Origin of the sequence: Sphingomonas phyllosphaerae FA2, assembly GCF_000427645.1 — a bacterium.
GTDB classification, from domain to species: Bacteria; Pseudomonadota; Alphaproteobacteria; order Sphingomonadales; family Sphingomonadaceae; genus Sphingomonas; species Sphingomonas phyllosphaerae.
Map to the genome: position 1 here is coordinate 1,041,054 of NZ_KE386571.1, position 14,701 is coordinate 1,055,754.

Here is a 14,701-nt window from a genome sequence, read left to right on the forward strand (position 1 = left end):
GAAACAATTATTGCAGGTCCGGTTCGCCCGGATGATGCGCTTTCCACTGCATTGCCATCAGGATGCGCGTGTGGCCGGAGGGGTGGTCGAAGAACACGATTTCCTCGAGTGGCGACGGGTTCAGTTTGCGATACGCGCCCAGCTTCAGCGCCACGCGCGCCCAGCCGTCGGGCGCGCGCGACGCGTTGATCCCGAAATAATCGGCCTGCCGCTCGTGGAAACGGATCAGGCTGTTCGTCACCGGCGTCAGCAGCACGCCCAGCACGCTGATGACGATCGTCGCCGGCACCAGCATCGCCGGATCGTCGCGCGACGCGATCCCCCAGCGCGCGCCGAACCGCGCGACCAGCCACGGCGTCGCGCGATCGATCACCAGCAGGAACAGCCCGGCGATCAGCGTGAACCCGATCAGCAATGTCGCGGTGTGGCCGAGCACGTAATGGCCCAGCTCATGCCCCATCACCGCGCGCACTTCGGCCGGGGATGTCTGGTTGAGCAGATTGTCGTTGAGCGCCACGCGCACCGTCGGCCCGATCCCGGCGACGTTGGCGGAGATGCGCTTCGTCTGCCGTGACGCGTCGACGACCAGAACATTGTCGGCGGGCACGCCATTGGCCTGCGCCATTTGCAGGATCTGCGCGCGCAGCGGCGAGGCGGGCATCGGCGTGTAGCGGTTGAACAGCGGCTCGATGAACACCGGGCTGAGCAGCAGCCCGATCAGCAGGAAGATCCCGCTGGCCAGCGTTCCCCACGCCCACCAGCTGCGCGGCAGTTTCCGGTACAAGGTCAGGATCGCGAGCAGCCCGATCGCGCCCAGCAAGGTGCCGACCAGTGTCGCGATCGACCATTCGCCCAGCCACGCCGCCAGCGTCTGGTTCGACATCCCGTATTGCTGCTCGCGCGCCCAGCCGACGTACAGCGACCACGGCAGCGTCAGCAGGCCGGTGATCGCCAGATAGATCAGCGAGAAGAGGAACGCCCGCGGCGTCTTGCGTCCCCGCGCCCAGCGATCGGCGGTTTGCGACAGTCGCGCCACCACGCCGGTCTGCAACAGCCCCCAGGCGACGACGATACCGACCAGCGCATTCCACAGGATCAGCCAATAGGTGCCTTCGAAATACGCGTCCGATCTGGCGCGAGCCGCGGCATCGATCGAGGCGAGATAGGCGTCGGTCGCCGCCACGGGATCGAAACCCGGCGCCACCTGTGCCGCCGCCGACGCGATCGAGGCCAATATCATCATCCGTCCCCCCGTTGTTATGGCGGCAGGCTAGCGGCGGAGGACGGGCTGCGCCAGCGGTGCCGTTTGCGGCGGGAAGAACCAACTTCCTTCGTTGCTTCGGACTTGATCCAAGGGAAACGGAGAGTAGTTGTGGTGAAACCTAGGCGCTTGCAGTGTCGCCCGTCGCGAGCAGCGCGAAAGTCGCCAGCCAGTGGCCACCCATGTAATCGTCGTCGAGATGCGGCAGGCTGGCCTGGAGGTGCCGCTCCGCCGCGTTCGTCATCGCGCTCGCCGCCGGGTGGTTTGCCCCGAGCGCCGCCGCGATCGCCCGCCAGCACCATGCGCGGCTGAGGTTCAGGCCATCCAGATGCGCGATCTTGCCGTCGCTCCGGTCGGAGACGGTGGCCGGGCGGAACAGGGTCGCGGGCTCGCCGTGGACCAGATCGGGCAGGAAGGCGTCGAACCAGTCGGCGAACGCCGCAGCGGGCAGCACCCGGCTCATCAACAACGCCTCGGTCAGCGCAGAGGACAGGAAGTCGTCGCCCGACGGCTCCCATGCCTGACACCCGCGATCGTTGCCGAACCAGTCCTGCGCCCGCGCATCGATCAACGCGACGAGCGCCGGGTTGCGCGTCGCCGCCCAGTCATGCGCCAGCACGAGCGCGAAGGCGGTGTTGCCGTGGGTTCCGGCGCGCAGCGGATAGGTGAGCTTCGGCAGATAGGTCATGAACCGCGCCGCGAAGGCGGCAGCGAGTGGCGCGAGCGCGTCGCTCCAGCCCTCGGCGTGGCGCGCTGCCTCGGCATGGAGCGCGAGCAGCCAGGCCCAGCCATATGGCCGCTCGAACCCCGCGGTCAGCGGCCGGTCGAGGTAGGCCAGCTCGCCCGCGACCTTGGCGGGCGTCAGCATCGCGTCGGCGCGCGCGACGATGGCGAGTGTCTCGGGCAGATCGGGGAACAGCCGCCGCACCGTCAGCAACTGCCACCAGCCGTGTACGCAGCTGTGCCAGTCGAAACTGCCGTGGAAGATCGGGTGGAGCGCCGCCGGGGGTACCGCATCCTGCGGTCCGGTCAGCACCTGATCGAGCTTGTAGGGATATTCGCGTCCGACATGGTCGAGCGTGATGCGCGCGAAGCGACCGGCCAGCGCGGGATCGAGCAACATCATCGGACCACCCACCAGATCAACAGAATATTGAACGCCAGCAGCGGCACCGCCGTCGCCGCCTGCGCGCGGATCACGCCATAGCGATCCTTCAGCTCCAGCAACGCGGCGGGGACGATGTTGAAATTGGCCGCCATCGGCGTCAGCAGCGTGCCGCAGAATCCCGCCAGCATCCCCAGTGCCGCTACGGGCGCGGGATCGCCGCCATAGCCGCGGACGAGCAACGGCAACCCGATTGCCGAGATCATCACCGGGAATGCGGCAAAGGCATTGCCCATCACGATTGTGAACAGCGCCATGCCGAGCCCATAGGCCAGCGCCGCGCCGAACACGCTGCCCGCCGGGATCGCCGCACCGGCCAGCCCGCCGACGACGGTGCCGACGCCCGCCACGGCGAAGATCGCGCCAAGGCTCGCGAGCAATTGCGGCATGATCGCTGCCCAGCCGATCTCGTCGAGCAATCGCCGCCCGGCGCGCACCCCCTCTAGTGGCGGGGTCTTCAGTATAAGGTGACACAGCACCAGCGCGAGCAGCGCACCGGCGGCGAGCGCCACCAGCGTCGCCTGCGCCGGATCGACGACTGTCGGCAGTTGCTTGAACAGCAACGTGCCTCCCAAGGCCGCGACCGGAATGACGAGCGCGAGCGCAAGCAACGGTCCGCGGGGCGCCGCCGGCTCTACCGTCTCGCCCCGCCGCATTCGTCCCGAGGTCGCGACTGCGACCAGCGCCAGCACCAGGACGCCGTTGCCGACGTCGCCGATCCAGTCGCCGGCAAAGAAGGAGAGCGCGAGGAGCGCATGGAACGCGCCATTGGCCCAGCGTCGATCGACGAAGCCGAGCACCGCCGCCGCCGCGAAGAAGCAGCCGGCGACCAGATAGACGAAGTTCAGCCCGATCATCGCGCCCGCCGCCGCACCAGCCGCCGGTCGAACAGCCACAGTCGCGCGCCGTGGATCAGGAACGCGGCGATGGCGGTCGGGATCGCCCACACCGACAGGTGGAACGGCTCGATCACGATGCCATAGCCGGCGAGAACGCCCTTCATCAGCAGGATCGATCCGATCGCGATGAAGATATCCTCGCCGAAGAACAGCCCGATATTGTCGGTCGCCGCGGCCAGCGCGCGGACCTGTTCGGGATCGGCGCGCGCCTCCTCGTCCGCGCCTTCGCCCTGCCGCTCCGCCGCCGCCTCGGCCATCGGCGCTACCAGCGGGCGGACGGTCTGCGCGGGACCGGCGATCGCGATCAGCCCCAATGCCGCCGAGATTTGGCGGAACAACAGATAGCTGGCGAGCAGCCGGCCAGCCGTCAGACCCTTCAGCCCCGCGACCAGCGTCCGTGCACGTTCCTGCAAGCCGTTGCGTTCAAGCAAGCCGATTACAGGCAGCACCAGATAGACCGCGGTGACGTAGCGCGTCTGGTTGAAGGCGTGGCCGAACCGCGCGAGCACCGCCAGCGGATCGAGCCCGGCGGCCAGTCCCGTGACCAGCGCCGCGACGATGATGACCAGCAGCGGGTTGAACCGCAACAGGAAGCCAAGCGCGATCACCGCGACGCCGGACAGGACCAGCATCAGCCGGCGTCCCCGTACCCGCCGCCGCCCGGTGTCTCGATCACGAACACGTCGCCGGGCGCCATGTCGGCGGAGGCGGTCGCGTCCAGCGTCTCGACGCTGCCGTCGGCGCGCTCGATCCGGTTGACGCCGACCGCGCCGTCCGCGCCGCCCATCAGGCCGAACGGCGCGACCGTGCGCCGGTTGGACAGGATGTTGGCGCGCATCGGCGCGCGGAACCGTAGGCGCCGCGTGGCGCCGTCGCCGCCCTGCCACGCGCCCGCGCCGCCCGACCCGCGCCGGATCGCGAACGCCTCCAGCAGCACCGGAAAGCGCGTCTCCAGCACCTCGGGGTCGGTGAGCCGGCTGTTGGTCATATGCGTCTGGATCGCGCTTGCCCCGCCAAAGCCCGGCCCCGCGCCCCCACCGCCCGCGATCGTCTCGTAATATTGGCGGGTCGCGTCGCCGAAGGTGAAGTTGTTCATCGTCCCCTGCGATCCGGCCATCGCGCCCAGCGCACCCATCAGCGCATCGGTGACCACCTGGCTGGTTTCGACATTGCCCGCGACCACCGCGGCGGGGAAGCGCGGGTTCAGCATCGAGCCTTCAGGCACGATCAGCGTCACCGGACGCAGAAAACCGTCGTTCAGCGGCACATCGTCGGCCACCAACGTGCGGAGAACGTAGAGAACCGCGGCACGCGTGACCGCGAACGGCGCGTTCGTGTTCCCCGGGCGCTGCTCGCTGGTTCCCGAGAAGTCGACCGTCAGTGCACCGGTGCCGTGGTCGACGCGCACCGACACGCGCACCACCGCGCCGTCATCGGTCGCATAATCGAATGCGCCGTCCTTCAATTCCCGGATCGCGCGCCGCGCCAGCGTCTCGGCGTGGGCTTGAACATGCTCCATATAGGCGCTGACGACCGCCAGCCCCTGTTCGGACGCCAGCCGCTCCAGCCCCGCGGCCCCCCGCGCGCAAGCGGCAAGCTGCGCGGTCAGGTCCGCCATATTCTGATCGATCGCCCGCGCCGGATGCGGCCCCGCCGCAAAGATCGCGCGCACGTCGTCGTCGCGCAATCGTCCTTCGGCGACGACCAGCACATCGTCAAGCACCACGCCCTCGTCGTGGATCGTCCGGCTGTCGGCGGGCATCGAGCCGGGGCTGGTGCCGCCGACATCGGCGTGGTGCCCGCGTGCCGCCACGAAGAAAGCCGGTGTCGCACCGCCCGCAAAGACCGGCTGGACCACGGTAATATCCGGCAAGTGCGTCCCGCCGCGATAGGGATCGTTGACCGCATAGGCGTCACCCGGCCGCATCCCGCGCCCATCCGCCGCGCGGCTCTCCATCAGATGCCGCACGCAATCGCCCATCGATCCCAGATGGACCGGAATGTGCGGCGCGTTGGCGACCAGATGGCCGTGCGCGTCGAAGATCGCGCAGGAAAAATCGAGCCGCTCGCGAATGTTGACCGACGCCGCGCTACGTTGCAGCGCCGAGCCCATTTCCTCCGCCAAGCCCATGAACAGTCCGGCAAAGATCGCGAGCCGCACCGGATCGACCGTGGCGCTCATCGTCTCGGCGCGGCGCTGGGTCATGCGTGTCAGATGCAAGGTACCGTCACCCAGCACGGTCGCCGACCAGCCGGGCTCGACAACCACGGTTGAGGTGGCATCGACGATCAAGGCCGGCCCATCAATGCGAACGCCGGCACTCAACGCCTCGCGACGATGCAGCGGGGTAGCGGTGACGATCCCGCCCAGCGCCGTCTCGACCATCTCCGGCGCTGTATCCCCGTCGGATCTGCCGACCGTCATTCCCGGCGCTTGCGTCGGCAGCACCGCCTCGACCTGCACGCGCTCGACGACCAGCATATCGTCGCCGTCGAAGCCGAACCGGTCGCGGTGCGCCGTGGCGAAGGCGTCCGCCATCGCGGTCTCGTCGGCAACCGCGACGTCGATACCCTGATCGGTGCGCGCATAGCGAAGGGTGGCGGTACGCTCGACCCACGCCTCCGCGCCAAGCTCCGCGACGGCCTCGGCAGCCAGTTCCTCGAGAGCCTTGCGCCACGCCGCACTGCCAAGCGGTTCGCCGATCGTCCGCTGCCGGACCGCGCGGCGATCGGCCAGCGCGATCCCCCATGCCGACAGGACCCCGGCGAGCGGATGGACGAGCACCTCGGTCATCCCCAGCGCATCCGCGACCAGACAGGCGTGCTGCCCGCCGGCGCCCCCGAAGCTCATCAGCGCATAGCTCGCCGGATCATGCCCGCGCGCGACCGACACCGCCTTGATCGCGCCTGCCATGTTCGCGACGGCGATCGCCACCAGTCCCTCCGCCGCCGCGATCCGGTCGGGCCGCGATCCGGTTGCCGTCGCCACGTCGTCGAGCAAGGCGTCGAGCCGTGCCTCCGCCGCTGCGCGCTCAAGCGGCTGGTCGCGGTCGGGGCCGAATACCGCGGGAAAATGCGACGGCACCACTTTGCCGAGAAGCAGGTTGCAGTCGGTCACCGTCAGCGGCCCACCGCGTCGGTAACAGGCGGGACCGGGATCGGCGCCGGCGGATTCGGGGCCGACCACGAAGCGCCCGCCATCGAATCGACAGATCGAGCCGCCACCCGCGGCGACCGTATCGATCCGCAGCATCGGTGCGGACACGCGCACCCCGCCGATCACCGCTTCCTGTCGTCGCTCGAACGCGCCGGCCCACAGCGACACGTCGGTCGACGTGCCGCCCATGTCGAAGCCGATGACGCGCGAGATATCCGCAGCGGTCGCTGCCGCGGCCATGCCGACGATCCCGCCGGCCGGCCCGGACAACAACGCGTCCTTGCCGCTGACGCCTGCGGCATCGGCCAACCCACCCGACGATTGCATGAACAAGGGCGCACCGCCCGCCTCGAACGCCGCGCGCAACCCGTCGACATACCCGCGCAGCACGGGGGTCAGATAGGCGTCCGCGGTGGTCGTGTCGCCGCGTGCGACCAGCCGGATCAACGGCGACACGCGGTGACTGACCGAAATCTGCGTGAAGCCGATCCGTTCGGCCACTTCGGCCAGCGCCGCCTCGTGCGCGGGGTGTCGCCAGCCGTGCATCAGGACGATCGCGATGCTGCGCAGACCCTGCTCATAGGCACCACGAAAGGCGTGCTCCGCCGCGACGAGATCGAGCGGGCGGACGATCGCGCCCTCGACATCGACCCGCTCGTCGACCTCCACCACCTGCGCGGCGAGCGGCGGCAAGCGGCGGATCGCCTGCGCGAAAATATCCGGCCGATCCTGATAGCCGATCGTCAGCGCGTCACCGAAGCCGCGCGTGATCGCCAGCAACGTCGGCGCGCCGCCCCGCTCCAGCAACGCGTTGGTCGCCACCGTCGTGCCGATCCGCACGTTGATCGACGGTAGCGGTCCATCCGGGATCCCGGTCAGTCGCCGCACCGCCTCGACGGCGGCATCGTCGTAGCGACCGGGATCGACCGACAGCAATTTGGCGACTGCGATCGAGCCATCGTCCCGCTCCGCTACGACATCGGTGAAGGTACCGCCGCGATCGATGGCGATACGCCGGAGCGCGGGGCGGGCGGCAGGATCGGTCATCGCGCCTCTATCGCAACCACCCGCGAGATTGTCGATGTGGCCAACGGCTTGATTTTCCGCGAAAGGGCTCGGCATGCGATGGAGACGACGTAACCTGGCCTCGATGAGCGCCGATGTCGGCGACGGCCTTGCCCCGGCGGTGGAGGCGGTCACCGGCGCGGCACCGCGCGCCACCGACGGCACGCCGGTGCGCGGCTACCGCGTGATCGCGCTGGTCGTCGCCTCGGCGCTGTTCATGCAGCAGCTCGATGGAACGGTGCTGACGATCGCATTGCCGACGATGGCGCGCGATCTCGGCACGCCGGCTACCAGCCTGAGCCTCGCGCTCACCAGCTATCTGCTGGCGCTCGCGCTGTTCATCCCCGCCAGCGGGACGCTCGCCGACCGGTTCGGATCGCGCAGCGTCTTTTGCGCCGCGATCGGGGTGTTCCTGCTCGGCTCGATCGCGTGCGCATTCGCGGGGTCGCTGCCGACCCTGGTCGCCGCCCGCTTCGTACAGGGGATCGGCGGGGCGATGATGGTGCCGGTCGGGCGGCTCGTCCTGCTGCGCAGCGTCGCGAAGGAAGACATGGTGCAGGCGCTGTCATGGCTGGTGATGCCCGCACTGATCGGCCCCATTTTGGGTCCGCCGCTCGGCGGGTTCATCGTCACCTGGCTCGACTGGCGGTGGATCTTCTATCTCAACATTCCGATCGGCATCGCCGGGGTCATCGGCGCGCTGCTGGTGGTGCCGGAGGTGCGCGGCGATGCGCGGGCGCGCTTCGACGTGCCGGGCTTCCTGCTGTCGGGACTGGCGCTCGGCTGCCTGTTGTTCGGGTTCGAACTGGCGAGCCGCCCCGGTGCGGGGGTAGTCGGGGCCATCCTGCTGGTGATCGGCGTCGCGCTCGGCCTCGCCTATGTCCGCCACGCGCGACGCACCGACGATCCGATCCTCGATCCGACGCTGATGCACGTGCCGACCTTCCGGCTGTCGGTGATCGCCGGATCGCTGACCCGGATCACGCAAGGCGCGCAGCCCTTCCTGCTGCCGCTGATGTTTCAGCTCGGTTTCGGGCTGTCCGCGGCACGGACCGGTTCGATCACGATGGCTGGCGCGCTCGGGGCACTGGCGATGAAGGCGCTCGCCCCGCGCGTGCTGCGACGCTGGGGCTTTCGCCGCAGCCTGATCGTGTCGGGGCTGGCGAGCAGCGCAGGCTATGCCACCTGCGCCTTCTTCCGCCCGGACTGGTCGAGCGGCGCGCTGCTCGCGGTGCTGGCGATCTCCGGCTTCTTCACCTCGTTTCAGTTCACCGGCTACAACGCGATCGCCTATGCCGATGTCGACAAGAGGCGGATGAGCGCGGCGACCAGCTTCTACGCCACCTTCCAGCAACTGACGCTGTCGCTCGGCATCTGTACCGCGGCGACGGTGCTGGAACTGGGAACGCTGTTTGCCGGGACGCGCCAGCCGACGCTGACGGTATTCTCGATCGCGTTCCTCGTCGTCGCTACGATCTCGGCCTCGGCGATCGTCTGGAACCGCAAGTTCGCGCCCGATGCCGGCGCGGAGATGAGCGGCCACCACCGCTGAATCATTGCCAGGCGGCGCGCTCGGGAAGGGCGGTGACGATGCGACTGGCGCGCTTGCCGTCGGGGGTGACCGTGCGCAGGTCCACTGCACCGCTCACCGCAACAGGACCGGCATAGCGCGCCCATGCGCCGCCGCCGGTGCGATAGTCGATCCGCATGCCCGGCAACTCGCTGTTCGCCTCCAGCCGCCCGTCGACGATCCGCGCACCCGGCGGCGTCAGACGATAGGTGATGCCGTCGTGATCGAGCGCGGGCAATCGTTCGGCAACGCGCGCCGTGAACGCACGCCAGCCCGCCAGCATCGCATCCCGGTCAACTCGGACGTCGCCATAACTGTAGCTGGTGCCGGGCGCATAGGCCGGTTCCCACGCGGCGCGCGACCAGCCGCGTTCGGCCAGCGCGAACAGCCGCGGGAACAGCATATATTCCACCTGAGAGTCGCGGCGGACCATCTCGCTCCACAATTGCCCCTGAATACCGGCGACCTGATGCCCGGGTGTCAGCGGGGTCCGGTCGTCGATCGTGCCGGGCCGATTCAGGATGTCGGTCATCGTCGCCGCATTGGCGGGCAGGTTGCCGGGCATGAACGCGTAGAGGCGGAACAGGTCGATCTCGCGCGTCGCCCAGGTCGCACCCGGCTCGTCCGGCGATACCGCCTGCGGCATGTCGAGATAGGTGACGTCGGGCATCGACAGAATCACCGGCCAGCCGCGATTTGCGTGGCTGTGCGCCTCCGCCACACCGCGATCGAACAGGCCGCCCCAGACATAGGATTGCGTTTGCGGCGGCAGCGCGGCGGGGTCGGCGTTCGTCAGCCCGTCGCTCCACGCGCCGGCGCGGATGCCGCGCGCGGCCAGCATCGTGGCCACCCGCTCGACGAAGCGTGCGCCGAGATGGGCGACCGGGGTATTCGTCCGCGCCGCCTCCGCCACACACGCCGGCGAATTGCGCCACGCACCCGCCGTCTCGTCGGCGCCGATATGGTAGAGTTTGAGCGGAACGCCCGCCTGCTTGTGGAGCCGCGCCATCGCGGACACGACGGTGTCGACGAAGCGATAGGTCTGTGGGATGCAGACGTTCAGTGTATTGTCGTTGTAGGTCTGGATGCTGCGATAGCGCGTGGTGTCGCCCGGCTCGACGAGGCGGAAGCGTTCGGCATCCGCCATGCGCCCCGCCGCCGACAGTCGACGATACCGTGCCTCCATCGCCTTGATCGCGGCGCGAGAATGGCCGGGCATGTCGAAGGACGGCACCACGTTGATCTGCCGCGCCTTGGCGGCGGTGAGGATCGCGAGATAGTCCGACGTCGTCAGATAACCGTTCGTCGGCGCGTCCCGCGCCGGGTCGGCGCCGAGTTGCGGTTGCAGGCATGTCTGGTCGGAAAGGTCGAGACAACGGTACGCACCGACCTGCGTCAGCTCGGGCAGCCCGGGTATCTCCATGCGCCAGCCCTCGTCATCGCCGAGATGGAGGTGTAGCGTATTGAGCTTCAGCGCCGCCATCTGCTCGACGATGCGCAGGATTTCGCCGCGATCGTGAAAGTTGCGCGCCACGTCCAGATGCAGCCCGCGATAGCCGAAGCGCGGGGCATCGACGACCGTCAGCGGCTTCATTCGCAATTGCTCGTGCGCCGCCTGCTGCGCCAGCGATTGCAGCGCATAGCTGGCGCCCGCGGCATCACGCGCGGCGATGCGGATTCCCGTGGGGGCTACGTCGAGCCGATAACTCTCGGCCGGGATCGACAGATCACCGATCGTCACCGCCACGGGAACCGGACCCGCCCCGATCCCCACCTTCTCCAACCCCGCCAGTGCCGGTGCGAGCGAAGCGCGCGCCCCGCCGCGTATCGTGATCCGCACGCCCTTCGACAAATCGACCGTTGCACCCTCGGTGCGCGTTGCTTGCGCAGGAGCGGGAAGGATGACGATGTCGGGGGCCGCGCCAGTCCCCCGCGCGGCGTAGCGCGCGAAGGCGCGCGTGGGCGTCAGCCAGACGTTGCGATCCGCGGCCGACGCGGTGGCGAGACGCGGCTCGTCGGTCATCGCTGCGACATCGGGCAGCGTTTCCAGCCCGGTTTCGGGATCGGTACCGGGCCGCGACGCGGCGATTACCGCCGGTGCGACGCCGGGCGCGGCAAGCGCGGCATTGGGTAACACGAACGCTCGCGAAAAGAACGGCACGCTCGCCGTCAATCGAATGCGGTAGCGCTGCCCCGCCGCCAGTGATTGCCCCGGCTTGAGCGTAAAGATCGTCACGTCGCCGTTGACCAGACGGCTGTCGAATTCCGCGCTCTCGATCACCAGAACGCTGCCGATCAGGCTGGTGCGCAACTCCAGCCCGGCAGGCGGCGTGACGTCGGCAGGAATGTCGAGGTCGATGTCGAGCACCATGCACTTGCGCGGCGGCAACGGTGTCGGCGGGGGCGGCGCAGCGGGATCGACAGGCAGCGGCGGGCAGTAGGTGGGGCGATTGTCGACCACCGACACGCGATAACCGAGTTCCGCGGCAAGGCGATCGAGCGGGGAGGGTGATGCGGCGGCGGAGGTAACGGTGGCGGCGATCAACAACGCGGTCACCAGCATGTCCATGTTCCTCCTTGGAAATCTCGCGGCGCCTGCCTCCGGCGATGGCGGCGATGGTGTCACGACCCTGCTCAGTGAACAATACCAAAAAGACACCGCGAGATACAAACAGACACATCGGAGTAACGTTTGCGCTTGCAAATTGCGCAGGATCGATGTTTTTTGATGCGTGACGATCGTCGAACACCTGCGGGCAGGGCGCAGATGCCGGCGACGAACTGATACCAAAACAACACAATTGATTGGGGGCAGTCATGATCGTGAGAGGCGTCTTGTCATCGGCCAGCGTCCTGGCCCTCGCCTTTGCGGCACCGGCCCGGGCGCAGCAAACGCCCGCCGATCAGCCACAGGATACGCCTCCTGTCGGTCAGGTTCGCAGCGGCATCGGCGACACGGACGGCGACATCGTCGTCACCGGCATCCGCGCCTCGATCGAAGCCTCGCTCAATCAGAAGCGACAGTCGGACATGGTGTCCGAAGTCATCACCGCACAGGACATCGGCAAATTCCCTGACAAGAACGTCGCGGACTCGCTGGGCCGCCTGACCGGCGTCAACGTCGTCACCGGCTCGTCGGCGGGCGGTGGCTTCGGCGAGAACCAGTCGGTGTCGATCCGTGGCACCGATCCGGAACTCAACCTGACGTTGCTGGACGGACATAGCCTGGCGACCGGCGACTGGTTCGTGCTCGATCAGGCGAACGGCGGGCGCAGCTTCAACTTCAGCATGTTCCCGTCCGAGATCGTCGGCAGCCTGGAGGTCTACAAAAGCGCGCAGGCCGATATCCCCGAAGGCGGGATCGGCGGCACGATCAACGTCCACAGCCGCCTGCCGCTCGATCTGCCCTCCGGCACGTTCAACCTGACCGCGCAGGGCGCGTACAACGACCTTTCCGACAAGTGGAAGCCGCAGGTGTCGGCGGTGACGAGCTGGAAGAACAAGGCCGGGACGCTGGGCGTGCTGGTCGCGGGCTTCTACGAGGCGCGCGAATTCCGTCGCGACGGTCAGGAGTTTCTTGGCTATACGATGCAGGAGAATTTCAACAACAGCGGGGTCGATGTCGCCTATCCGGTGCTGATCGGCGACGCCTATTTCACGCAGGAACGGATCCGCAAGGGCGGCACCGTCTCGATGCAGTTCAAGCCGACCGATCGGCTCGAGCTGATCGCCACCGGGCTCTACACGCGGATGAGCGCCAACAACGTCAATGTGAACAGCATGGCGTGGACCAGCAAGCTGGTCGCGGATAATTCGATACCGGGAACACCGGGCTACTCACTCGGGCAATATACCACCAAGGATTATGGCGGCGTCACCTATCTGACTTCGGCGGCATGGGGCGCGACCGGGGCGGGGGGCACGCCTGCGTTCGGGCGCGTGCAGGACGACATCTTCCGCACGGCTTTCTCCTCGACATGGAACGGCACGCTGGAGGCGAAATGGCGCCCCGCCGATGGCATGACCGTCCACGCGAACGTCGGCTATACCGAGGGGCGCGGCGAAACCACCAAGGAGCGTGCCTGGGAGAGTTACTGGCAGACCGGCATGAGCTACGCGATTGACGGCAAGGGCGCGACGCTCGCCTATCCGGGGCTGCCGACCGATCCGACATCGTCCGCGTATCTGCAGAACTATTTCAGCGGCACCTGGGGCGGGTCGACGATCTCGCCGGACAAGGAATTCTACACCCAGATCGATCTCGAACAGGAACTTGCCGATTCAAGCTGGCTGCGAACGATCAAGACCGGCGCACGCTTCACCAGCCACAAGCGCGCGGTGAACGCGACCGGGATCCTGTGGGCCGGCAACGATACGCCAGCGGTCGATCCCGAATTCGGCGCGTCGGGCACCAACCAGATCGGGCTCGCCGACGTGTTCGCGGGCGCCACGACGCCGGGCAACTTCAATCGCCGGATCGGCCAACCGAGCCGCTATTCGCTCGCCGATCTCGGCAAGGTCGAGGACGTGCTGAACACGCGCGGAGGCACCAGCGAGGCCTTCTACCCGCCGTCCAGCTTTTCGGTGAAGGAGGACGATACCGCCTTCTACGCGATGGCGCGGGTCGGCAACGACCGCAACTGGCGCGGCAACATCGGGCTGCGGTCGATCCGCACCGATATCGACACGCTGCAATATTCGCCGAACGTCACGCCGACGATCACCAACAAATTCGGTGAATTTGGCGAGGTGAAGGATGGCCGCGCCTATTGGGACGTCCTCCCCAGCGCCAATTTGACCTATAACGCCACCGACAAATTGCTGCTGCGTGGCGCAGTGGCCAAGGTGATGTCGCGGCCGGGCTATGCACAGCTCGCCGGTGCCTTTTCGGTAGACGACCTCAGTCTGTCGGGCAGCGCAGGCGGCAATCCGCGGCTCGATCCGTTCCGAGCGTGGCAATTCAATCTCGCAGCCGAATTCTATTACGCGCCGCAGTCGCTGTTCTCGATCGGTATCTTCGCGCTCGACATCAAGAACTATATCACGACCACGACCAGCCGGCGCTTCTATCGCACCGTCCTTCACCCCAACGGTGCCTATTTCCTTGTCGAAGAGCCGGTGAACGGCGGCGGCGGAGTCAACAAGGGCGCGGAGGTGAACTGGCAGCAGCCGATCTGGGGTGGGTTCGGCGTGATCGCCAACTACACCTATTCGGATGCGAAGCGGAACAAGGATTCGGTCGCCGCCGACGATCCGCTCGGCCGCGACATCGACGGCAATTCCAAGCACACCTGGAACCTGACCGGCTATTTCGAAAACGACCTCGTCAGCACGCGCTTCGCCTACAGCTACCGGTCGAAGTTCCGCTCGGGCATCGATCGTGCGACGCCGATGTGGCAGGACGGCTATGGCCAACTCGACGGATCGCTGCTCGTGCATGTCACGCCGCATCTCTCGCTCAGTGCGGATGCGCAGAACATCACCAACGCCAAGCTTTATTACTTCGTCGGCAATCCCGCGATCCCACGCTCCTATTATGACAATGGCCGAACCTTTTACCTCGGCCTGCGAGTGACCTATTGAT

Annotated in this window: 8 protein-coding genes; 2 read left to right on the plus strand and 6 right to left on the minus strand. The window is 67.6% G+C overall.

Going from position 1 to position 14,701, the window contains the following annotated elements; translation table 11 throughout:
• Positions 1-7: 7 nt before the first annotated feature.
• The 5 genes from SPHPH_RS0105370 to SPHPH_RS0105390 all read right to left on the minus strand — a co-directional run bounded on the left by SPHPH_RS0105370 (position 8) and on the right by SPHPH_RS0105390 (position 7,529).
• Positions 8-1,243 carry a M48 family metallopeptidase gene (locus SPHPH_RS0105370; protein ID WP_051272852.1) on the minus strand — a complete coding sequence of 412 codons (1,236 nt, stop codon included), beginning with the start codon at positions 1,241-1,243 and terminating at the stop codon, positions 8-10.
• A gap of 139 nt (positions 1,244-1,382) precedes the next feature.
• Positions 1,383-2,387 carry a DUF2891 domain-containing protein gene (locus SPHPH_RS0105375; RefSeq protein WP_028965768.1) on the minus strand — a complete coding sequence of 335 codons (1,005 nt, stop codon included), beginning with the start codon at positions 2,385-2,387 and terminating at the stop codon, positions 1,383-1,385.
• Positions 2,384-3,283, minus strand: a complete 900-nt coding sequence (locus SPHPH_RS0105380; RefSeq protein ID WP_028965769.1) for a 5-oxoproline transporter, DUF979 family subunit — start codon at positions 3,281-3,283, stop codon at positions 2,384-2,386. The genes SPHPH_RS0105375 and SPHPH_RS0105380 overlap by 4 nt, the downstream gene beginning before the upstream one ends.
• Positions 3,280-3,957, minus strand: a complete 678-nt coding sequence (locus SPHPH_RS0105385) for a DUF969 domain-containing protein (protein ID WP_028965770.1) — start codon at positions 3,955-3,957, stop codon at positions 3,280-3,282. The genes SPHPH_RS0105380 and SPHPH_RS0105385 overlap by 4 nt, the downstream gene beginning before the upstream one ends.
• On the minus strand, positions 3,957-7,529 hold the full coding sequence (locus SPHPH_RS0105390) for a hydantoinase B/oxoprolinase family protein (protein ID WP_051272853.1): 3,573 nt from the start codon (positions 7,527-7,529) through the stop codon (positions 3,957-3,959). Before SPHPH_RS0105390 ends, SPHPH_RS0105385 begins: the two co-directional genes overlap by 1 nt.
• A gap of 103 nt (positions 7,530-7,632) precedes the next feature.
• On the opposite strand from SPHPH_RS0105390, the gene SPHPH_RS0105395 reads away from it, so the two are divergent.
• A complete protein-coding gene (locus tag SPHPH_RS0105395) occupies positions 7,633-9,099 on the plus strand; it encodes a DHA2 family efflux MFS transporter permease subunit (RefSeq protein ID WP_037488143.1) in 1,467 nt (488 codons plus the stop codon).
• 1 nt (position 9,100) lies between these two features.
• Here SPHPH_RS0105395 and SPHPH_RS0105400 read toward each other — a convergent pair whose 3' ends face one another.
• Entirely contained in the window at positions 9,101-11,686 is a 2,586-nt protein-coding gene (locus SPHPH_RS0105400; RefSeq protein ID WP_037488145.1) for a family 20 glycosylhydrolase, read from the minus strand.
• Positions 11,687-11,934: 248 nt separating this feature from the next.
• Here SPHPH_RS0105400 and SPHPH_RS0105405 point away from each other — a divergent pair, with 248 nt between their 5' ends.
• On the plus strand, positions 11,935-14,700 hold the full coding sequence (locus SPHPH_RS0105405; protein ID WP_037488147.1) for a TonB-dependent receptor: 2,766 nt from the start codon (positions 11,935-11,937) through the stop codon (positions 14,698-14,700).
• Position 14,701: the final 1 nt, after the last annotated feature.

What these genes read in the sequence shown, in the direction of transcription:
- SPHPH_RS0105370 (WP_051272852.1), bottom strand. Translation starts at nt 1,243, where the DNA reads ATGATGATATTGGCCTCGATCGCGTCGGCGGCGGCACAGGTGGCGCCG.
- SPHPH_RS0105375 (WP_028965768.1), bottom strand. Translation starts at nt 2,387, where the DNA reads ATGATGTTGCTCGATCCCGCGCTGGCCGGTCGCTTCGCGCGCATCACG.
- SPHPH_RS0105380 (WP_028965769.1), bottom strand. Translation starts at nt 3,283, where the DNA reads ATGATCGGGCTGAACTTCGTCTATCTGGTCGCCGGCTGCTTCTTCGCG.
- SPHPH_RS0105385 (WP_028965770.1), bottom strand. Translation starts at nt 3,957, where the DNA reads ATGCTGGTCCTGTCCGGCGTCGCGGTGATCGCGCTTGGCTTCCTGTTG.
- SPHPH_RS0105390 (WP_051272853.1), bottom strand. Translation starts at nt 7,529, where the DNA reads ATGACCGATCCTGCCGCCCGCCCCGCGCTCCGGCGTATCGCCATCGAT.
- SPHPH_RS0105395 (WP_037488143.1), top strand. Translation starts at nt 7,633, where the DNA reads ATGAGCGCCGATGTCGGCGACGGCCTTGCCCCGGCGGTGGAGGCGGTC.
- SPHPH_RS0105400 (WP_037488145.1), bottom strand. Translation starts at nt 11,686, where the DNA reads ATGGACATGCTGGTGACCGCGTTGTTGATCGCCGCCACCGTTACCTCC.
- SPHPH_RS0105405 (WP_037488147.1), top strand. Translation starts at nt 11,935, where the DNA reads ATGATCGTGAGAGGCGTCTTGTCATCGGCCAGCGTCCTGGCCCTCGCC.